Source organism: Mycobacterium sp. E1715 (assembly GCF_001667625.1).
Classification (GTDB): Bacteria; Actinomycetota; Actinomycetes; order Mycobacteriales; family Mycobacteriaceae; genus Mycobacterium.
Genome location: NZ_LZJJ01000036.1, coordinates 1 through 19,049, shown reverse-complemented (window position 1 = coordinate 19,049; position 19,049 = coordinate 1). Strand labels below are relative to the sequence as shown.

Sequence of the window (19,049 nt, the reverse complement as noted above, 5' to 3'; positions counted from 1 at the left end):
GAAGGCAGGGCCGCCGTCGATAACCAGCGAGCCGTTCGGTCAGGTGGGTGAGGCGCCCGTGCGCCGCTATACGCTCACCAGCGGACACGGCATGCGCGTGCGAATCCTGACCTACGGCGGCATCATTCAGTCGATCGAGGTCCCCGATCGCACCGGACTCATCGGTTGATCCCTCTAGCTGACGCCAGGCTCCGGGTCGAGGGCTTTCCCGGTCTGACGGACTAGCTGTCGCTTAGGCAGCGAGAGCGTAGTCGCGCTGATGTGAATCGGCGCTTAATTGGTTGCAACGACGCTTACGGTGGTCTCTTGCCTGCACCGGCACGCTTCCCTTGATTCGATGCGCGAAGTCGAAACCGTTCAGCCCCTCGCATCCCCGCCGATTTTCGGCAGGACAATCAATAGTACGCCGTGATCAACGCGCGGCAACGAACGTATCTTCCCGGTCCGCGCTGCGATCAGATCACGAAATTCAGGTGCTCGACGACCTGGGCGGCCACGTCCTCGTCACCGCCGAGGTCGACGGATTGCGCCCGGGCGCGGCACATGGGCCGGCCGCCGGCCAGCCGGGTGAACTGCAGGCCGTCCAGCCGGATCGCCACCGTCGGCTCCTGGCCGCCGAAGTCGTCGACCAACCGGGCCCGCCCATCGACGCTGACGCGGATGTTGCGGGACAGCGGCCCGGTCAGCTCGAACAGGACCCGCGAGCCCTCGGGCGCCTTGGCCCGCTTGCCCACCACGTAGCCCATGGTGGCGGCGATCTCGTCCAGGGACAGTTCAGCCGCGGGACTGGCGAGCTGCTCATCGGACGACGGCCAGCGCAGCGCCTCGCGGATGTCCTGCTCGTGCATCCAGCAGTCGAACACCCGGACGCGCATGAATCGCCCGTAGCTCTCCGGGCCCACCGGCGTCACCGTCACGGCGTCCCAGTCCTCGGCGGACATGTCCGTCAGCGCCGCGCGCCGGTCGTCGGTGATGTCCTTGAACCGTTTGAGCACGTCGCCGCCGGGCTCCGCGCTCAGGTAGCGCACCCAGCACTCGTTCATCGCGCCGATGTCGTTGCGAACATGCTCGAGCGTCGAGACGTCGATGTCGGGTTGCGGCGCGGGGACGCCGGCGAGGAACGACTCGGTGCCGATCATGTGCGCCACCAACGCCTTGACGTCCCAACCGGGCAGCGGGCTGGCCGCCTCCCACTCCGCCTCCGGCAACCCGTCCAGCAGGGCGGTGATGTCGTCCCACACCGCGAACAGACCCGCGAGCACTTCGGACTTGTCGAGCTTGGTGACAGGGCGATCGGCCATGGTCGGATAGTAGGCCGATCATTTCCCGATCAAGAGCCCGATCCGAATAATGACCAGGGCGCCCACGGCCAGCAGTCCGCCGACGGCGATCATCGCCGGGGGTCCGGGGTAGACGGTGACCCACGCCCCCGCCGCGATGGCGACCAGCGCGTGGATGGCGCGGGCGGCGGAGAATCGCTGCTTGCGCAACACGGACAGCAGCACGCCGCGCGGAATCGCACGCACTAGCCACCACAGCACGGCGATCATGGCCGCGGTGAGCAACCCCACGGCCACTCGCGCCACCGCGGTCGGACGCCCGTCGTTGTAAGCCCCCGCGGTGATGGCGAGCAACACGCTCAGCACACCGGCCCCGACGGTGACGCCAGCGAGCACCTTTCGCAGCACAACCCCGATGTTTCGGCGAGCCAGGTCCGCCAGTTCCGGGTCGCTTCCCGCGGCCCCGAGAAACCCACGCAGGGCGCGACTGAACTTGTTCCCATCCAATCGGTGAATGGCCAGATCGTTGAGCGCCTCGGCGTTGCCGGGATCCAACTGCAACGCTTGCCGATAGGAGGCGACGGATTCGGAACGCCGCCCGAGCCGATGCAGGATCGCGCCCCGCAAGTTCAGCGCATCGACATCGTTGGGTTCGAGCTGCAGCGCCCTATCGATGACGTACAGGGCCGTCGCCATTTGTCGCGACCTCAGCAGCAGAGCCGCGTACAGGCGGTATTGGGCTGCCTGGTTCGGATGGGCGACCACCCCCCGCCACGCCATCCACATTGCGTCATAGTTGCGGCCGAGACCCTCGAGCGCCAACGCGTAGACCCGCATCGCGAATTCGTGTTGCGGCGCGACCGACAACGCTGCATATGCGCTGTTGGCTGCGGGCCCATGGTTTTTGAGTGCGTGATCGGCCGCGGCGTGCAGGGCCAGCAGGTCAGGGTCGTTGGGATTTTGCGACAACGCAGCGCGGGTGACATCTCGTGTCCGCTGGTAATTCCTGGTCGCGTAATACGCGCGGGCGACCTGCAGGGCGCTGTCGGCTCGAACGCCGGGGTCCGACGTCACCGGTGGTCACCGAAACTTCCTGCGGCGCAGGTACTTCGCCAACTCGTCGTACGTGCCGTCACCGTTGGCGAATTCGACGACATTGCGCGCCGTCTCGAACCAGGGGCCGGTGCTGGGCCGGATCTGAGCGAGCGCGTTGTCGATATCGGCCATCAGCACCGGCCGCACCTGGCCGCTGCGCATCGAATCCGCCATCGCAAGCTGCGTCGCGATCTCGCACACGTAGGCCAAGTCGGCGCCGGAGAAGCTTTCGGTGCGGTTGGCGATCGTCTTGAGGTCGATACCGGAGACCGGCCGGTCCTGCAGGTGCGATCGCACGATGCCCGCTCGGGCGCCGACGTCGGGCAGGCCGACGAAAATCATCCGGTCGAATCGGCCCGGCCGCCTCAGCGCCGGGTCGACATCCCAGGGCGCGTTGGTGGCGCCCAGCACGTACACACCGTCGTTGATCGACCCCGCCGAATCCATCTCCTCCAGCAGCGTGTTCACCACCGGCCGCATCCCCGAGCTGCCGCTCAGGGCCGAGCGCCGATGACCCAACGCGTCCACCTCGTCGAAGAACAGCACGCAGGGCGCGTTGCGCCGGGCGGTGTCGAAGACGGCGCGGATGCTGCGCTCGCTGTTACCGAACCACTGGTGCAGAACGTCGGCGATGCCAACTTGATAGAAGTTCGCACCCAGCTCGCCCGAAATGGCTTTGGCAATGAACGTCTTGCCGCAGCCCGGTGGGCCGTACAGCAGCAGCCCGCCGCGCGCGGTCACCTTGTACGCCTTCATCAGCTCGGGATTCTTGATCGGGCCGAGCAGCGAAAGGTCCAGCTGCCGTTTGACGTCCTCCATGCCGGCGACGTCGTCGAGCCGGACGCGGACGCGCTGCACGACGTCGAAGTCGTCCTCGTTGACGGCGTCCGGGGGGCGCTCGATGAACGCGGGCTCGATGATGTCGGCGACCTCGCGTTCGGCGCTCGACCAGTCGAACCCCTCCTGGCCGGCGGGTGGCTCTCCCGGCGACGGCGGACCCTCGGACGATGCCCCCAGCGCCGCGGTGCACCGCTGCAGCAGGCTCAGTGCCTGGGCGTTGCCCGGTTGCTGGGTCAGCGCCGTACTGCAGTGACTCAGCGCCTCGGCGTACCGCCCCTTGTCCGCGAGCAAATTGGCGAGATGCAGCCTCAGCTCGATCACGTCGGGGCTGCGTTCCACCGCGCCCGACAACTCCCGGATGACCGGGTCCTCGGTATCGGATGCCCCCACCGTCATCTCCCCGCGTATGAGTGCTGGCAGCCCAATACTAAGGGGGCAGCGCCGTCAGCTGGCGGCGATCATGGCCACGGAGCCCATGGCCATCACCATGCCGAACCCCTGCCACCGCGTGAGCCGCTCGCGCAGCACGACCATCGCCAGCACGACCGTGGCCGCCGGGTAGAGGGAGATCAGGATGCTGGCCAGCGAGAGCAACCAGGTGTGCAACGCCAGCAGCATGGTCACGTTGGCGCAGATGTCCAGCACGGCCACGGCCAACGCCAGCTTCAACGGCTTCCCGCGCGGCGCCCGCAGGTTGTCACTGGCCGCGGCCATCACGAAGATCACCACGGTGGCCGCGAGCCGGGCGAAGACCAGCGGCCACAGTTTGCACGCGTGGGGCGCCTGGTGCAGAAAGACCAGGTTCAGTCCCATCGCCGAACCGGCCAGCAGCGTGAGCCACGCCACCTTCGGGGTGAATCGATACGGGGTGACGCCCTGTGCGGTCGCTTCCCGGCTCACCAGCATGACCGCGACCAACGCCAGCACGAAGCCCACCGAAGCGCCTGGCCCCGGCCGCTCCCCCAGCGCCACTCCGACCGCGACCGGGACGGCCGCGTTCAGCACCGCCGCCAGCGGCGAGACGACAGAGATCGGCCCGGCGCCCAGCGCGGCAAAGAAGGCCCACATGCCGACCGCCATTCCGACGCCGTAGAGGCAACCCCAGAAAACGGCGCCCCACGAGATCGGCCCGCCCACCGCCAGGGCCAGCGCGCCCAGCAAGAACGTCTCGATCGGATAGACCACCAGCATCACGCGCAGCGCGGCGACCCGGCGAGCGGCTACACCGCCCACGAAATCGCTGACGCCGTAGGTAACGGCCGACAGCTGCGCGTAAGCGGCCCCGATCAGCTCATGCCCTTGGCTCGGCGACCCAATTCACGGACCACTTCGCGCTGGGCATCGCGGCGGGCCATGTCCTGACGTTTGTCGTGCGCTCGCTTGCCGCGCGCTAACGCGAGCTCGACCTTGACCTTTCCTTCGGAGAAATACAGAGACATCGGCACGAGGGCGAGGTTACCATCTCGTATCTTTCCGACCAGACGGTCGATTTGTTGCCTATGTAACAACAACTTTCGATTGCGACGTGGGTCATGGTTGGTCCAGCTACCGTGCTCGTACTCAGGAATATGCAAGTTGCGCAACCAGACTTCGCCGTCGTCAACGGTTGCGAACGCGTCGGCCAGCGACGCGTGTCCCTCCCGAAGGCTCTTCACCTCGGTGCCCTGCAAAGCCACTCCGGCCTCGAAAAGTTCGATGACCGAATAGTTGTGCCGCGCTTTGCGATTGGTGGCGATGATCTGTTTGCTGCCACGCTTGCCGCCCGCCGCCCTGGCCCGGCCGGGATCTTTCGCCACAGCTACCGCCGGATGTAGAGGCGCAACGTCGCGTAGGAGGTCAGCCCGGCGATCGACACGCCGAGCAGGAACAGCCACGGCGAGATGTAGAGGATGTCGGCGTAGTCGACCTTGGCGATCAAATGCGCTTGGTAGAACTGGCTCAGCGCGTTGTCCAGGAACCACGCTCGCACCAGAACCAGGCCGACGATCGCGATGGCGACACCGATGGCCGCGGCCAGCATCGCCTCCACCAGGAACGGCAGCTGGGTGTACCAGCGGCTGGCCCCGACCAACCGCATGATCTGGATCTCCGTGCGCCGCGTGTGCGCGGCGACCTGGACCATGTTGGCAATCAGCAGGATCGCCCCGATGGCCTGCACCAGGGCGACGGCGAACGCGGCGTCGCGCAAACCGTCCAGGACGGCGAATAGCCTATCTATCAAATCTTTTTCGTTGAGGATGCTGCGCACGCCGGGCTGGCCCTGCATCGCGGCGTCGAACTCCGCGTGCTGTTCGGGGTTGTTCAGCTTGACGATGAACGACGCGGGAAACGACTCCTTGCCCGCCACGTCCTTGAACTCCGGGAACTTCTTGATCGCGTCGTTGTAGGCGTCCTGCCGGTTGACGAAACGCACCGATTTGACGTCTTGGCGCGCATCGATCTTGTCCCGCAGCGCTTTACACGGGCCGGACCCGCATGTCGCGTCGTTGGCGGAGATGTCGTCGGTGAGGAACACCTGCGTCTCCACGCGGTCGAGATAGATCTCCCGCGAGTTGTCGGCCAACCGCACCACCAGCAGACCGCCACCGAACAGGCCGATCGAGATGGCCGTGGTGAGGATCATCGCCGCCGTCATCGTGACGTTGCGACGGAGCCCGGTCAGGACCTCGTTGAACAGGAAGCCAAAGCGCACTTAGCGGTCCATCCCATAGATGCCGCGCTGCTCGTCGCGAACCAGCCGCCCCAGAGACAACTCCACGACGCGCTGACGCATCGAGTCGACGATGTGGTGGTCGTGCGTCGCCATCAACACCGTCGTCCCCGTGCGGTTGATCCGCTCCAACAAATCCATGATGTCCTTACTGGTGTCTGGGTCGAGATTGCCAGTCGGCTCGTCGGCCAGCAGAACCAGGGGCCGGTTGACGTACGCGCGCGCGATCGCCACGCGTTGCTGCTCGCCGCCGGACAACTCGTGGGGCAGCCGGTTCGCTTTGCCGGACAGGCCGACCGTTTCGAGCACCTCGGGCACCACCCGGTTGATGGCGTCGGCCCGCCGGCCGATCACCTCCAGCGCGAAGGCGACGTTCTCGTAGACGGTCTTCTGCTGCAGCAGGCGGAAGTCCTGGAACACGGTTCCGATCACCTGGCGCAGCTTCGGAATGTGACGACCGCGCAGCTTGTTGACGTGGAACTTCGACACCCGGATGTCGCCGGAGGTGGGGTTCTCCTCGCCGAGCAGCAGCCGCATGAACGTCGACTTACCGGAACCCGACGGGCCGATCAGGAAGACGAACTCACCCTTGTCGATTTTGACGTTCACGTCCTCTAACGCCGGACGGGCCGACGCTTTGTACTTCTTGCTGACATGGTCAAGGGTGATCATCACGGCACGCCAGTGTAGCCGTGAATTTCGCTGGCAAGCCAAGTCAACTGGCCGGCGGTGGCGAAGTGGGCGCCGGGCCGGGCCCCGGCTGCGGTAGCTGAGGCGGCGATGCGGGGCTGCTGGTGCTGGGCGGGCAGAAGGGCGGCGGCAGCAGGCACGGCAGCTGCGGCAGCGCCGGTGGCGGCGTGGTGGTGGTCGTCGTCACGGGCGGCGGTGGCGGCGGCGGCGTGCTCGTCGGGGTCGGCGTGTAGGTGACGGTCGGCGGCGGCTGCTGCACGCGACTGCGCGGCACCCAGGTGTAGTTCGGGTCGGGGACGAAACCGGGCGGCACCACCTGCTGCGCGGGTGGCTTGGGCGCCGGTTCCGGGCGGTAGGTGTCGTAGACCCACCACGCGGCGAAGAAGGCGATGATCAGCACGAGGGTCGAGGTGCGGAGCCGCCCGCCGAACATGTATTTCGGCCAGCGATGATCCGCGTCCGAGTCTTCGCTGCGCTTCTCGAAGATGCTCAGGGTGAATTTCAACGCTTCTGCACCGCACCTTCGACGTCGTCGTCGATTCGCTCCTCGGCCGCCTGGGCCACCGGGACGGACGGGTCTTCCACCAGCCCGACCTTCGCGTCCGCCGCGGTCATGATGCCGACGCGGGCCAGCGCCCGTATGACCAGGACACGCAGCTGTCGGCCGGCCTCGAACTGCTTGCCGGGCAGCGTGCGGGCCACCAGACGCAGGGTGACGGTGTCGACTTCGATGCTCTCCACACCCATGACGGTGGGCGCGTCCAACAGCAACTCGCCCAGTAGCGGGTTTTCCATCGCGCGGTCGCATTCCTGGTGCAAGACCTCGTTGACCCGGTTCAGGTCGGCGCTGGTGGACACCGGGATGTCCACCACCGCGCGCGCCCAGTCCTTGGACAGGTTGACCACCTTGACGATCTGTCCGTTGGGGATGGTCAACACCTCGCCGTCCGCTGAGCGCAGGCGGGTCACCCGAAGCGTCACGTTCTCGACGGTGCCGCTGGCCTCCGTCGAGGAGACGACGGTGAGGGTGACCAGGTCCCCGAAGCCGTACTGGCGCTCCGCCAAGATGAAGAAGCCGGACAACAGGTCCCTGACGAGCTGCTGCGCCCCGAAACCCAGGGCGGCGCCGACCACGGTGGCCGGCGCGACCAGTCCCCCCACGGAGAACTGCAGCACGTCGGCGATCTGCATGATCACCCAGATGCTGATCAGGACCACCGACACCCAGGAGATCACCGAGGCCATCGCCTGGCGGTGCTTGGTCGCCTCCGAGCGCACCAGCGCGTCGCTTTCGGCGAAACCCAGGTTGAGCTGACGGGTGATCTGCTGCGCCACCCAGTTGACGAACCGGGCCGCCAGCACCGCCACGATCAGCACCATCACGATCCTCAGACCGCGGGTGATGATCCACTGCCCGATGTCGCCGCGCCAAAATTCGTGCCAGCCCAGCGCCCTTGTCAGGGCGGTCGAGGCAAGAAGAGTTGTGTTAGTCGTCATCTTTTCGGTTGCGCCACCGGATTCCCGCTTCCAGGAACCCGTCGATGTCTCCGTCCAGGACGGCCGCCGGATTGCCGACCTCGTACTCGGTCCGCAGATCCTTGACCATCTGATAGGGATGCAGAACGTAGGAGCGCATCTGATTGCCCCACGAACTGCCGCCTTCACCTTTCAACGCGTCGAGTTCTGCGCGTTCTTCGGAACGCTTGCGCTCCAACAACTTTGCCTGAAGCACTCGCATCGCCGAGACCTTGTTCTGCAATTGCGATTTTTCGTTCTGGCAAGTCACGACGATACCCGTTGGGATGTGGGTTAGACGAACGGCCGAGTCGGTGGTGTTCACGGATTGGCCGCCGGGCCCGCTGGAGCGGTAAACATCAACGCGCACATCGCCTTCCGGGATGTCGATGTGATCGGTGGTGTCCACCACGGGAAGCACCTCGACCTCCGCGAACGACGTCTGGCGTCGATTCTGGTTGTCAAAGGGGCTGATCCTGACCAATCGATGGGTACCCTGCTCGACCGACAACGTGCCGTAGGCGAACGGGGCGTGCACGGCGAACGTCGCGCTCTTGATGCCCGCCTCCTCGGCGTAGGACGTGTCGAACACTTCGACGGGGTACTTGTGCTGCTCGGCCCACCGGATGTACATCCGCATCAGCATCTCGGCCCAGTCGGCCGCGTCCACCCCGCCGGCGCCCGACCGGATGGTGACCAGCGCCTCCCGCTCGTCGTACTCCCCCGAGAGCAGCGTGCGCACCTCGGTGGCTTCTATATCGGCCCTCAGCGCCTTCAGCTCGGCGTCCGCCTCGGCGAGCGCTTCTGTTTTGCTGGCGGCGCCCTCCGCTTCTTCGGCCGCCAGCTCGTAGAGCACCGGCAGATCATCGAGCCGTTGCCTCAGCTCTTCGATGCGACGCAGTTCCCCCTGGGCGTGGGACAACTGGCTGGTCACCCGCTGCGCGTTGGCCTGGTCATCCCACAATTGGGGATCGGACGCCTCGTGTTCGAGCTTCTCGATCCGGCTGCGCAGACCGTCCACATCGAGCACCCGCTCCACCGTGGTCAGGGTGGAGTCAAGGGCGGCGATGTCGGCTTGACGGTCGGGTTCCACAGCGGACAACGTTACCGGGACGCTCCGAGCGCCCCGGCTCCCGGCGAGTGCCCGGGCCACGACCAGCGGTCATGCGTTTAGCATCGAGTCACGGTCATGTGCACCCCGCGCCGCGCGCCGCCAGCCCCCCGCGCGCTAACCGGGCACGAATAGAAGGTCGAGTATGCGTCCATACCACGTTGCCATCGTCGGCTCCGGACCGTCCGGGTTCTTCGCCGCGTCCTCCCTGCTCAAAGCGGCGGACGCGGCCGAAGACATCGAGGTGGCCGTCGACATGCTGGAGATGCTGCCGACCCCGTGGGGGCTGGTGCGCTCGGGCGTCGCGCCCGACCACCCGAAGATCAAGTCGATCAGCAGGCAGTTCGAAAAGACCGCCGAAGATCCCCGCTTCAGATTTTTCGGCAATGTGGTGGTCGGCGAGCACGTGCAGCCCGACGAACTGTCCGAACGCTACGACGCGGTGATCTACGCCATCGGCGCGCAATCCGACCGGTCGTTGAAGATTCCCGGCGAGGACCTGCCCGGCAGCATGGCCGCGGTGGAATTCGTCGGCTGGTACAACGCGCACCCACACTTCCAAGAACCCGGCCCCGACCTGTCGGGCGCCCGGGCCGTGGTCGTCGGCAACGGCAACGTCGCCCTCGACGTCGCCCGCATCCTGGTGACCGATCCCGACGTGCTCGCACGCACCGACATCGCCGACCACGCCCTGGAGTCGCTGCGGCCGTGTGGCGTGGAGGAAGTGGTGATCATCGGGCGGCGCGGGCCGCTGCAGACCGCGTTCACCACGCTGGAGTTGCGCGAGCTGGCCGATCTGGAAGGCGTCGACGTGATCGTCGATCCGGCGCAGCTCGAGGGCATCACCGCCGACGACGAGGCCGCCGCGGACAAGACGACGAAGCTGAACATCAAGGCGTTGCGCGACTACGCCACGCGGGCGCCACGGCCCGGCCATCGCCGGATCGTGTTCCGGTTCATGACTTCGCCGATCGAGATCAAGGGCGACGGCAAGGTGGAGAGCATCGTGCTCGGGCGCAACGAATTGGTCAACGACGACAGCGGCCGGGTATCCGCCAAGGACACCGGCGAGCGCGAGGAGCTGCCGGTTCAACTGGTGGTGCGGTCGGTCGGGTACCGAGGTATGCCCACCCCCGGTCTGCCGTTCGACGAGAAGACCGCGACCATCCCCAACGCCGCGGGCCGGGTGGAGGGCAGCCGCAACGAATACGTCGCCGGATGGATCAAGCGCGGGCCGACCGGTGTCATCGGCACCAATAAGAAGGACTCCCAGGACACCGTCGACACGCTGATCGCCGATCTGGACCGCGCGAAGGAATCCGGTCTGCCGGACTTCCCCGACGACCACGCCGACCAGCTGGCCGACTGGCTGGCCTCACGCCAGCCCAAACTGGTCACCTCCGCGCACTGGGAGGTCATCGACCGTCATGAGCGCGCCGCCGGGGAGCCGCACGGGCGCCCGCGCGTCAAGCTGCCCAACCTGGCCGAGCTGCTGCGGATCAGCCACGGCTGATCACCGGGCGACGGTTGCCGGCGGCCCGTCGTCCAGCGCCCGTCCATGAAAACGACGCAAGAGCGCCACCACGTCGGCGCGGTCGATCAGATCCGCCGTCACAGGTTGCTGCACCGTATCGCCAGCACCGAATGCCCCACGTTGCAGACGTCGGCGGCGGTGTGGGAGTCGGTGACCAGCAACTGGCCCGCTTCGGGGTTGGCGTGCAGGTACTGCTCCACACTGCCGCGCACGATCGCGGATTCCGCCCGGACGTCGGGATACAGTCGCGTCCACCGCGCGAGCCGCCGGCTCAATCGTGCTTGGGCCGAACGCATTCCGTCGCCGGCGTCGTGCGAGTCCTCGCCGTATACCCAGAGCGCGTGCAGCGTGGCTCGGCGCAGCCTCGCCTCCTCGAAAGCGTGCCGCAGCACCATGCCGTTGTCGACTTCGGCGAGGACGCTCCCGACCTTCGGCGCCGCCGAGCGGCGGGCCGGCTGATGGATGACGGCCACCGGGCACCGGGCCGAGCCGGCCAGGGCGCTCGCGACGGACGTTCCGCCGTGGCGGGCGTGGTTGAGCCCGATCGAACCGATGCAGATCATGGCCGCCGACCTCGCCTCCTCCATCAACTTGGTGAGTGGCCTGCCATAAAGGATGTCGGCTTCGATCTTCACCTGCGTGCCGGTGGCCTCCACTGCCCGGTGGGCGTCGGCCAGCGCCGTGCGTGCGGCGGCGAGGCGCGCCTCGCTGGCGGCCGCGGTCGGCGCGTCCCGTGGATCGACGACGTAAACCAATCGCATCGGGATGTCCCGGCTGACTGCCTCGTCGATCGCCCACAGGGCCGCCTGCACCGCCCCACTCGATCCGTCCACACCCACGACGATCGCCGGAGCGGGATAGCTGGTGCTCATCGAGGGCTCCTTCGCTCAGCTGTGGGCGGGCACTTTCCGGTCGCTCGGTGACGACGCTATGACCGGGAACCCCTCTCCCACAGAGGCATTGGTCCCCGACTATGTGCCATTCGGCCCCTGGGTACCGGCGGCGGCGGACCGCAGGCCACGCCAGTTATCAAGCGGTTCAGCGGCTTTCGCTATTTGTCAGGCGTTTGATAAGACTGGGACTGGTTAACGTAAGGTAAACGCTCGGCAAACGGAGTCTGAATTAAGGGTGGCCGGCGCCGCGAAATCAGCAAAACCCCGCACGTGTGGTCCGCACCTGCGACCTTTGAAGTGCCCGAACATCGAAGGTTTCTCGCGATGCCCTGTGCGCACGGTCCGCCAACTCGATAACCGCCACGCTGCCCGGTAGCCAGCCGTGGAGCGATTCCGCCCGGGCCGCCTCTCGTCCGTTCGCCGGGGAGGGCTTCGCCTGCCCGCCGACCGGCACGAGCGGCCAAAGACCGTCGCTAATCATTCTTGCCCACAACGCACTTGAGGGATGGACACTATGGATTGGGCTTTTCTTCCGCCAGAGGTCAACTCTGCCCGGATGTACACCGGCCCGGGGCCGGGATCGCTGTTGGCCGCCGCGGGAAGTTGGGATGCGCTGTCGGCCGAACTGACCTCCACCGCCGCGTCTTACGAGGCGGTGCTGTCGAGTCTCGGCCTGCAATGGCGGGGCTCCGCTGCCGACGCGATGGCGTTCGCGGCCGCCCGCTACCTGGCGTGGTTGCAGGCGACCGCCGAGCAGACACAACAGACAGCCATGCAGGCGCGAACCGCGGCGGCGGCTTACGAGCAGGCGTACACGATGACGGTGCCGCCGCCGGTGATCGCGGCCAACCGCACCCTGCTGGCATCGCTGGTGGCGACCAACATCGTGGGCCAGAACACCGCGGCCATCGCGGCCGTCGAGGCGCAATACGCCGATTTCTGGGCCCAGGACACCGCAGCCATGACCGGCTACGCCGCGTCCTCTTCGGCGGCGATGCAGCTGCCGAAGTTCGCCAGCGCGAACAAATCCACCGCGGAGTCCGGGGTCAGCGCCCAGCATGCCGCCGTGACCGCGGCCGGCATGAAGGCCGCCGCGTCCAATGCCGTCAAGCAGTCGCTCTCACCGCAATCGGCGCAGACGTTGCTGAGTCCGAATCCGGCGGCCGCACCCATTCAGCAAGCGGCCGCGAACAACAACGGCGCCTTCCGGCTCCTCGACGCGATTCAGGGAACGGGCGTCGGCTTCAGTGCTCCCTACAACATGGAGCAATTCGTATCCGGAATCATTGGCGCCGAGAACAATCTGGGCATCCTGGCCAAGCCGGGGGCGGCCGCGGCCAATCTCGCACCCGCGGTCGCGGCGCCCGCACTTCGCGGCGCGGCCGCGGGCTTGGGCGGGGGCTTGGGCAACGTCACCGCAACGCTGTCGCACGCCGGGTCGATCGGGCCGATGTCCGTGCCGGCCAGCTGGTCCGCGCCCACGAGCACCCATATCTCGCCGTTATCACCCGCCGGGTTCACCACGCTGCCGGGCACCGAGGAGCCGGTGTCGTCCGGATACCCCGGCTATCCGGGCATGCCGGGCGCCGGCAACTCGCGAGCCGTCGGCGTGGGTGCGCCGCCCCGCTACGGGATACGGCTCAACGTGATACCGCGGCCGCCGGCCGCCGGGTGACATGCGGTCGATCCGCCAACGGCCGGCCAGGGAACGAACCGCTCGACGCATGCGGCTTCGTGGTGCGCGCTCATAGGGCTGTAGGACAATGGATTTCGGCATTCTCCCACCAGAGGTGAACTCCGGCCGGATGTACGCCGGCCCCGGTTCCGGCCCGCTGCTGGCCGCCGCGGGAGGGTGGGACTCGCTGTCGGCGGAGTTGACCGTCACGGCCGCGGTGTACGAATCGGTGCTGTCGGGGCTGACGGGGTTGCATTGGCACGGACCGGCATCCCGGGCGATGGCAGCCGGCGCAGCGCCCTACGTGGCGTGGCTGCATACCACCGCCGAGCGTGCACGGCAGGCCGCGATGCGGGCCCGGGCCGCGGCGGCGGCTTACGAACTCGCCCATGCCATGACGGTGCCCCCGCCCGCGATCGCCGCCAACCGCAGCCGATTGGCGCAGTTGATCGCGACGAACTTCTTCGGCCAGAACACCGCCGCGATCGCGGCCACCGAAACCGAGTACGCCGAGTATTGGGCCCAGGACGCGTCCGCGATGTACGCCTATTCGGCGGGTTCGGCTGCCGCGGCGCAGCTTTCGCCGTTCCTCTCCCCGCGGGCGGCCACCGATGCGGCCGGGATCGCGGACCAGCAGCAGGCCGTCGCACACGCCAGCACGAACTCGGGGTCTCAGGCGGTGGCCTCCGCGGCGCCGGGCTCGACCTCGGGACTCTTCCGAATCCTCGACAGCATCCAGGCTGTCCAGACCACGTTCAACGCCCTTTTCAACGCCGAGGGGTTTCCCGCCGGAATCATCCAGGCGGACAAGAACTTGGGAATCCTGCCGAACCTCGCGGCCGTCCCGGCCGCGGCGCCCACGCAGCCCGCGCTCGGGGGGCCGGGATCGGGTGTGGGGAACGTCCATGCCGTGTTGGCCCGCGCCGGGCGGATCGGGGCGATGTCGGTGCCCGCCGGCTGGACGGCCGCGACGGGCAGCCCCGTCGGGGGACTTCCGGGCGGCGGGCCATCCGCGCTGCCGACGACCGAGGCGCTGGCCCGAACCGGATCCGGCACGCCCGGGGTGCCCGGAATTCCAGGGGGCAGAGTCTCGCGGGCCGCGCTGGTCGTACCGCGTTATGGCGTCCGCATCTCGGTGATGGCCCGCCCGCCGGCGGCCGGCTGATGGATCGCTAGACCGGGGGCGGCTCGGACGGCGCGAACTTCCAGTTGTCCGGATTCTTCGGCGAATACACCACCGGAAACAACTGGCCCATGGTCGGCCACTGCTCGACGTCGACGGCCATGCGCTGATACACCGCGTGCTCGCTGACCGTCGGCCCGTTGATGACCCCGGCGATGGTGACGAATTGCTCGCCGGTCGCGTCCGGCCGCGGGCTCACCCCGGTCACCAGCAGCGTGCCGTTCAAGAGGTCTCCACGTGGGCCGCGGGGGAGGAACCGCTGAGCAAGTGCGACCGCCAAGACGCCCAGCAGCAGGATCAGGACTCCGAATTCCCACACCCCGCCATCGTAGGGCCGTGATAGGACTGCGTCATGAGCCGGGACGATCTGACGCTGGCGCTCGCGCTGGCCGACCGCGCGGACGCGCTGACTTCCGCCCGCTTCGGCGCGCTGGACCTGCGCGTCGACACCAAGCCCGACCTGACCCCGGTTACCGACGCCGACCGCTCGGTGGAAACCGAACTCCGCGAGACGCTAGGGAGCGAACGGCCACAGGACAGCATTCTCGGCGAGGAGTTCGGCGGCACCGCCGTTTTCACCGGGCGGCAGTGGATCATCGATCCCATCGACGGCACCAAGAACTTCGTGCGCGGCGTGCCGGTGTGGGCCAGTTTGATCGCATTGCTCGAAGACGGTGTGCCGACGGTCGGCGTCGTGAGCGCGCCGGCGCTGCAACGCCGGTGGTGGGCGGCTCGCGGCCTCGGCGCGTTCGTCACGGTCGACGGCGCGCCCCCGCGGCCGCTATCGGTTTCCGCTGTGGCGCAACTCGACTCGGCCAGCCTGTCGTTCTCCAGCCTGTCCGGCTGGGCCGAGCGCGGTCTGCGGGACCGCTTCATCGGGCTCACCGACGCGGTCTGGCGGGTGCGCGCGTTCGGCGACTTCCTGTCCTATTGCCTGGTGGCCGAGGGGGCCGTCGACATCGCCGCCGAACCCGAGGTGTCGGTGTGGGACCTCGCTGCCCTCGACGTCCTCGTGCGCGAAGCGGGCGGAACGATGACCGGACTCGACGGCGTCGCGGGTCCGCACCGCGGCAGCGCCGTGGCGACCAACGGGCCGCTGCACGAACTCGTGCTTCGCGCCCTCGACGCCGGCGGTCTGTGAATTAGTTAACAAGTGTTCTCTGTGATCTTACTCCGGAGTAAGATAGCCTTGTTCGCACTGCCCCGACTAACCACAGGCTGCCGACATGACCGACACAGGTTCCGGTTCCACAAAGACTTCCAAGTCCGCCCGCTCCGGTCGCAAGCGGAAAGACCAGCAGAGCGCGGTAGGGCTGCAACACCACAAGCGCACGGGCGTCGACATCGCCATCGCGCTGCTCACCCCGCTCATGGGCCAGGAATTCCTGGACAAATACCGTCTGCGCGATCCGGTCAACCGGGGCCTGCAGTACGGCACGAAGACCGTCTTCTCCACCGCGGCGGCCGCCTCCCGGCAGTTCAGGCGGGTGCAGAATCTGCGCGGCGGGCCGACCCGGCTCAAGTCGAGCGGCAAGGACTACTTCGACCTGACGCCCGACGACGAACAGCAGATGATCGTCGAGACGCTTACCGAATTCGCCGACGAGGTGTTGCGGCCCGCGGCGCCCGGCGCCGACGAGGCGGCGACCTACCCGGCCGACCTGATCGCCAAGGCCGCCGAGCTGGGCATCACCGCGATCAACATCCCCGAGGACTTCGAGGGCATCGCCGCCCACCGGTCAAGCGTGACCAACGTGCTGGTGGCCGAGGCGCTCGCCTACGGCGACATGGGTCTCGCGCTGCCGATTCTGGCCCCGGGCGGTGTGGCCGCGGCGCTCACGCACTGGGGCAGCGCGGACCAGCAGGCCACGTATCTGCACGAGTTCGCGGGCGAGAACGTTCCGCAGGCCTGCGTCGCCATCGCCGAGCCGCAACCGCTGTTCGACCCCACCCAGCTGAAGACCACCGCGGTGCGCACACCGAGCGGCTACCGCCTCGACGGCGTGAAGTCGTTGGTTCCGGCGGCGGCCGACGCCGAGCTGTTCATCGTCGGCGCCCAGCTGGACGGCAAGCCGGCCTTGTTCATCGTCGAGTCGTCGACGAAAGGCCTTACCGTCAAGGCGGATCCGAGCATGGGCATCCGCGCGGCGGCCCTGGGTCACGTGGAGCTCTCGGGCGTCTCGGTGCCGCTGAATGCGCGCCTCGGTGAGGACGAAGCCACCGACGACGACTACTCGGAGGCTCTCGCGCTGTCCCGGCTGGGCTGGGCGGCACTGGCGGTCGGCACCTCGCATGCGGTCCTCGACTACGTGGTGCCCTACGTGAAGGAGCGCGAAGCGTTCGGCGAGCCGATCGCCCACCGTCAGGCCGTCGCGTTCATGTGCGCCAACATCGCGATCGAGCTGGACGGCCTGCGGCTGATCACCTGGCGGGGCGCCGCCCGCGCCGAGCAGGGCCTGCCCTTCATCCGCGAGGCGGCACTGGCCAAGCGGTTGGGCGCCGACAAGGGCATGCAGATCGGCCTGGACGGCGTGCAGCTGCTCGGCGGCCACGGCTTCACGAAGGAACACCCGGTCGAGCGCTGGTACCGCGACCTGCGGGCCATCGGCGTGGCCGAGGGCGTCGTCGTCATCTAAGTCGTCATTCAACTCGAGCCGAAAGACCAATCATGGCAATCAATCTCGAACTGCCCCGCAAACTGCAGGCGGTGGCCGTCAAGACGCATCAGGGCGCCGCGGAACTGATGCGGCCGATCGCCCGCAAGTACGACCTGGCCGAACACGCCTACCCGGTCGAACTCGACACCCTGTACAACCTGTTCGCGGGCGCCTCGGAATCCATCGAGTTCGCCGGGGCCGACAACCTGGGCGACGAGAACAAGGACAGGGACCAAAACCACAACGGCGCGAACATGGCGGCCCTGCTGCAGACCCTGGAGGCCTGCTGGGGCGACGTCGCGATGATGTTGTCGGTCCCCTACCAGGGCCTGGGCAACGCGGCCATCTCCGCGGTGGCCACCGAGGAACAGTTGGAACGCCTGGGCAAGGTGTGGGCGGCGATGGCCATCACCGAGCCGGGCTTCGGCTCCGACTCCGCGGCGGTGTCGACCACGGCCAAGCTGGACGGCGACGAGTACGTGATCAACGGCGAAAAGATCTACGTCACAGCCGGTTCGCGCGCCACCCACATCGTGGTGTGGGCGACGCTGGACAAGTCGCAGGGGCGCGCGGCCATCAAGTCGTTCATCGTGCCGCGCGAGCACCCGGGCGTGACCGTCGAGCGGCTCGAACGCAAACTCGGCATCAAGGGCTCCGACACCGCGGCGATCCGATTCGACAACGTCCGGATCCCGAAGGAGAACCTGCTCGGCAACCCGGAAATCGAAGTGGGCAAGGGCTTTTCCGGCGTGATGGAGACCTTCGACAACACCAGGCCCATCGTGGCCGCCATGGCCATCGGGGTCGGCCGCGCCGCCCTGGAGGAGATCCGCAAGATCCTGACCGAGGCCGGCGTGGAGATCTCCTACGACAAGCCCTCGCACGCCCAGAGCGCCGCGGCGGCCGAGTTCCTGCGGATGGAGGCCGACTGGGAGGCCGCCTACCTGCTCGCGCTGCGCGCGGCGTGGCAGGCCGACAACAAGATCCCGAACTCCAAAGAGGCGTCGATGAGCAAGGCCAAGGCCGGCCGCATGGCCAGCGACGTCACCCTCAAGACTGTCGAATTGGCCGGCACCGCAGGCTATTCCGAGCAATCGATGCTGGAGAAGTGGGCGCGCGACTCCAAGATCCTCGACATCTTCGAGGGCACTCAGCAGATCCAGCAGTTGGTGGTCGCCCGCCGCTTGCTGGGCCTGTCGTCGGCCGAGCTCAAATAGCGACCGGTCTGCGCCGAACGTGCAACCATGGCGGAAATTCGGCGATTTCTTCGCCCTGAGTGCACGTTCGGCGAAACTTAGGCGCCGATCGCGTCCAGCTGCTCGCGGACCTCGTCGTCCAGCTCGATGGAGGCGACGTCGAGGTTCTCCTCGAGGTGGCGCACCGACGAGGTGCCCGGGATCAGCAGCACGTTGGGCGCCACGCCCAGCGTCCACGCCAGCGCGACCTGCGCGGGCGTGTGCCCGAGCCGGTCGGCGGTCTCGACGACCACTCGGTGGGTGAGCACCGGGTTGGGCCGGATGAAGGCGGCCCCCAGCGGGAAGAACGGAACGAACGCGATGCCGCGTGTCGTGCACTCCTCGAGCACGGGCGCCGATCCGCGGTCGACGAGGTTGAATGCGTTTTGCACACAGGCGACTTCGGTGCGCTCCAAGGCGCGCAGCAGGTGATCGCGGTTGACGTTGCTCAACCCGATCCCCCCGATCAGTCCCGCGTCGCGGGCTTCGATCATCACCGACAGCTGGTCGTCGAAAAGCTGATCCGGCCCGTCGCTTTCGAACACGCGCAGGTTGACCGCGGCCAATTGGTCGGCGCCGAGCGTGCGCAGGTTGGTCTCGATGTCGCGGCGCAAGTCGGCCGGCTCGTCGA

General features: G+C 67.6%; 19 protein-coding genes. 6 read left to right on the top strand and 13 right to left on the bottom strand.

All coding sequences use genetic code 11. From position 1 onward, the window contains the following. Nucleotides 1-455 precede the first annotated feature (455 nt). The 10 genes from A9X03_RS02075 to prfB all read right to left on the bottom strand — a co-directional run bounded on the left by A9X03_RS02075 (nt 456) and on the right by prfB (nt 9,223). On the bottom strand, nt 456-1,301 hold the full coding sequence (locus tag A9X03_RS02075) for a maleylpyruvate isomerase family mycothiol-dependent enzyme (protein WP_067756980.1): 846 nt from the start codon (nt 1,299-1,301) through the stop codon (nt 456-458). An 18-nt stretch (nt 1,302-1,319) separates the two neighbouring features. Further along, on the bottom strand, nt 1,320-2,354 hold the full coding sequence (locus A9X03_RS02070) for a tetratricopeptide repeat protein (RefSeq protein WP_068259426.1): 1,035 nt from the start codon (nt 2,352-2,354) through the stop codon (nt 1,320-1,322). A 6-nt stretch (nt 2,355-2,360) separates the two neighbouring features. Further along, nucleotides 2,361-3,605 (bottom strand): 26S protease regulatory subunit, encoded by a 1,245-nt coding sequence (locus A9X03_RS02065; protein ID WP_231975326.1) that lies wholly within the window; start codon nt 3,603-3,605, stop codon nt 2,361-2,363. Between the two features lie 54 nt (nt 3,606-3,659). Continuing rightward, nucleotides 3,660-4,409 (bottom strand): EamA family transporter, encoded by a 750-nt coding sequence (locus A9X03_RS02060; RefSeq protein ID WP_197499075.1) that lies wholly within the window; start codon nt 4,407-4,409, stop codon nt 3,660-3,662. Between the two features lie 92 nt (nt 4,410-4,501). After that, the gene (gene smpB, locus A9X03_RS02055; protein ID WP_068259421.1) at nt 4,502-5,011 is read right to left on the bottom strand and encodes an SsrA-binding protein SmpB; all 510 of its coding nucleotides are present in this window, start codon (nt 5,009-5,011) and stop codon (nt 4,502-4,504) included. Nucleotides 5,012-5,013: 2 nt separating this feature from the next. Continuing rightward, nucleotides 5,014-5,907 carry a permease-like cell division protein FtsX gene (gene ftsX / locus A9X03_RS02050; RefSeq protein ID WP_067756996.1) on the bottom strand — a complete coding sequence of 298 codons (894 nt, stop codon included), beginning with the start codon at nt 5,905-5,907 and terminating at the stop codon, nt 5,014-5,016. Then, on the bottom strand, nt 5,908-6,597 hold the full coding sequence (gene ftsE, locus A9X03_RS02045; RefSeq protein WP_067756999.1) for a cell division ATP-binding protein FtsE: 690 nt from the start codon (nt 6,595-6,597) through the stop codon (nt 5,908-5,910). A 43-nt stretch (nt 6,598-6,640) separates the two neighbouring features. Beyond that, nucleotides 6,641-7,120: a hypothetical protein gene (locus A9X03_RS02040; protein ID WP_067782471.1), complete on the bottom strand. Its 480-nt coding sequence runs from the start codon at nt 7,118-7,120 to the stop codon at nt 6,641-6,643. Then, nucleotides 7,117-8,112, bottom strand: a complete 996-nt coding sequence (locus A9X03_RS02035) for a mechanosensitive ion channel family protein (protein WP_068259419.1) — start codon at nt 8,110-8,112, stop codon at nt 7,117-7,119. Before A9X03_RS02035 ends, A9X03_RS02040 begins: the two co-directional genes overlap by 4 nt. After that, nucleotides 8,102-9,223: a peptide chain release factor 2 gene (gene prfB / locus A9X03_RS02030; RefSeq protein WP_067757008.1), complete on the bottom strand. Its 1,122-nt coding sequence runs from the start codon at nt 9,221-9,223 to the stop codon at nt 8,102-8,104. The genes A9X03_RS02035 and prfB overlap by 11 nt, the downstream gene beginning before the upstream one ends. A 163-nt stretch (nt 9,224-9,386) precedes the next feature. On the opposite strand from prfB, the gene A9X03_RS02025 reads away from it, so the two are divergent. Beyond that, nucleotides 9,387-10,754 (top strand): FAD-dependent oxidoreductase, encoded by a 1,368-nt coding sequence (locus tag A9X03_RS02025; RefSeq protein ID WP_067757011.1) that lies wholly within the window; start codon nt 9,387-9,389, stop codon nt 10,752-10,754. Nucleotides 10,755-10,852: 98 nt separating this feature from the next. Here the strand turns inward: A9X03_RS02025 and A9X03_RS02020 are convergent, their stop codons facing one another. Further along, entirely contained in the window at nt 10,853-11,647 is a 795-nt protein-coding gene (locus tag A9X03_RS02020) for a universal stress protein (RefSeq protein WP_067782465.1), read from the bottom strand. A 535-nt stretch (nt 11,648-12,182) separates the two neighbouring features. Between A9X03_RS02020 and A9X03_RS02015 the strand changes: the two genes are divergently transcribed. Both A9X03_RS02015 and A9X03_RS02010 read left to right on the top strand, forming a co-directional pair. Next, nucleotides 12,183-13,343 carry a PPE family protein gene (locus tag A9X03_RS02015; RefSeq protein ID WP_068015374.1) on the top strand — a complete coding sequence of 387 codons (1,161 nt, stop codon included), beginning with the start codon at nt 12,183-12,185 and terminating at the stop codon, nt 13,341-13,343. Between the two features lie 88 nt (nt 13,344-13,431). Beyond that, a complete protein-coding gene (locus A9X03_RS02010; RefSeq protein WP_067782459.1) occupies nt 13,432-14,508 on the top strand; it encodes a PPE family protein in 1,077 nt (358 codons plus the stop codon). 7 nt (nt 14,509-14,515) lie between these two features. Here A9X03_RS02010 and A9X03_RS02005 read toward each other — a convergent pair whose 3' ends face one another. Continuing rightward, nucleotides 14,516-14,845 carry a hypothetical protein gene (locus A9X03_RS02005; RefSeq protein WP_067757014.1) on the bottom strand — a complete coding sequence of 110 codons (330 nt, stop codon included), beginning with the start codon at nt 14,843-14,845 and terminating at the stop codon, nt 14,516-14,518. Between the two features lie 33 nt (nt 14,846-14,878). On the opposite strand from A9X03_RS02005, the gene hisN reads away from it, so the two are divergent. The 3 genes from hisN (at nt 14,879) to A9X03_RS01990 (ending at nt 18,400) form a co-directional block, all read left to right on the top strand. Next, on the top strand, nt 14,879-15,667 hold the full coding sequence (gene hisN / locus A9X03_RS02000; protein ID WP_067757017.1) for a histidinol-phosphatase: 789 nt from the start codon (nt 14,879-14,881) through the stop codon (nt 15,665-15,667). 85 nt (nt 15,668-15,752) lie between these two features. Next, entirely contained in the window at nt 15,753-17,162 is a 1,410-nt protein-coding gene (locus A9X03_RS01995; RefSeq protein ID WP_068259413.1) for an acyl-CoA dehydrogenase family protein, read from the top strand. Nucleotides 17,163-17,194: 32 nt separating this feature from the next. Next, the gene (locus A9X03_RS01990; protein ID WP_067784537.1) at nt 17,195-18,400 is read left to right on the top strand and encodes an acyl-CoA dehydrogenase family protein; all 1,206 of its coding nucleotides are present in this window, start codon (nt 17,195-17,197) and stop codon (nt 18,398-18,400) included. Between the two features lie 77 nt (nt 18,401-18,477). Here A9X03_RS01990 and A9X03_RS01985 read toward each other — a convergent pair. Continuing rightward, a partial coding sequence (locus tag A9X03_RS01985) for an aldo/keto reductase (protein WP_068259411.1) occupies nt 18,478-19,049 on the bottom strand: 572 nt, incomplete at its 5' end.

What these genes read in the sequence shown, in the direction of transcription:
- A9X03_RS02075 (WP_067756980.1), bottom strand. Translation starts at nt 1,301, where the DNA reads ATGGCCGATCGCCCTGTCACCAAGCTCGACAAGTCCGAAGTGCTCGCG.
- ftsE (WP_067756999.1), bottom strand. Translation starts at nt 6,597, where the DNA reads ATGATCACCCTTGACCATGTCAGCAAGAAGTACAAAGCGTCGGCCCGT.
- A9X03_RS02035 (WP_068259419.1), bottom strand. Translation starts at nt 8,112, where the DNA reads ATGACGACTAACACAACTCTTCTTGCCTCGACCGCCCTGACAAGGGCG.
- A9X03_RS02025 (WP_067757011.1), top strand. Translation starts at nt 9,387, where the DNA reads ATGCGTCCATACCACGTTGCCATCGTCGGCTCCGGACCGTCCGGGTTC.
- A9X03_RS02020 (WP_067782465.1), bottom strand. Translation starts at nt 11,647, where the DNA reads ATGAGCACCAGCTATCCCGCTCCGGCGATCGTCGTGGGTGTGGACGGA.
- A9X03_RS02015 (WP_068015374.1), top strand. Translation starts at nt 12,183, where the DNA reads ATGGATTGGGCTTTTCTTCCGCCAGAGGTCAACTCTGCCCGGATGTAC.
- A9X03_RS02010 (WP_067782459.1), top strand. Translation starts at nt 13,432, where the DNA reads ATGGATTTCGGCATTCTCCCACCAGAGGTGAACTCCGGCCGGATGTAC.
- hisN (WP_067757017.1), top strand. Translation starts at nt 14,879, where the DNA reads ATGAGCCGGGACGATCTGACGCTGGCGCTCGCGCTGGCCGACCGCGCG.
- A9X03_RS01995 (WP_068259413.1), top strand. Translation starts at nt 15,753, where the DNA reads ATGACCGACACAGGTTCCGGTTCCACAAAGACTTCCAAGTCCGCCCGC.
- A9X03_RS01990 (WP_067784537.1), top strand. Translation starts at nt 17,195, where the DNA reads ATGGCAATCAATCTCGAACTGCCCCGCAAACTGCAGGCGGTGGCCGTC.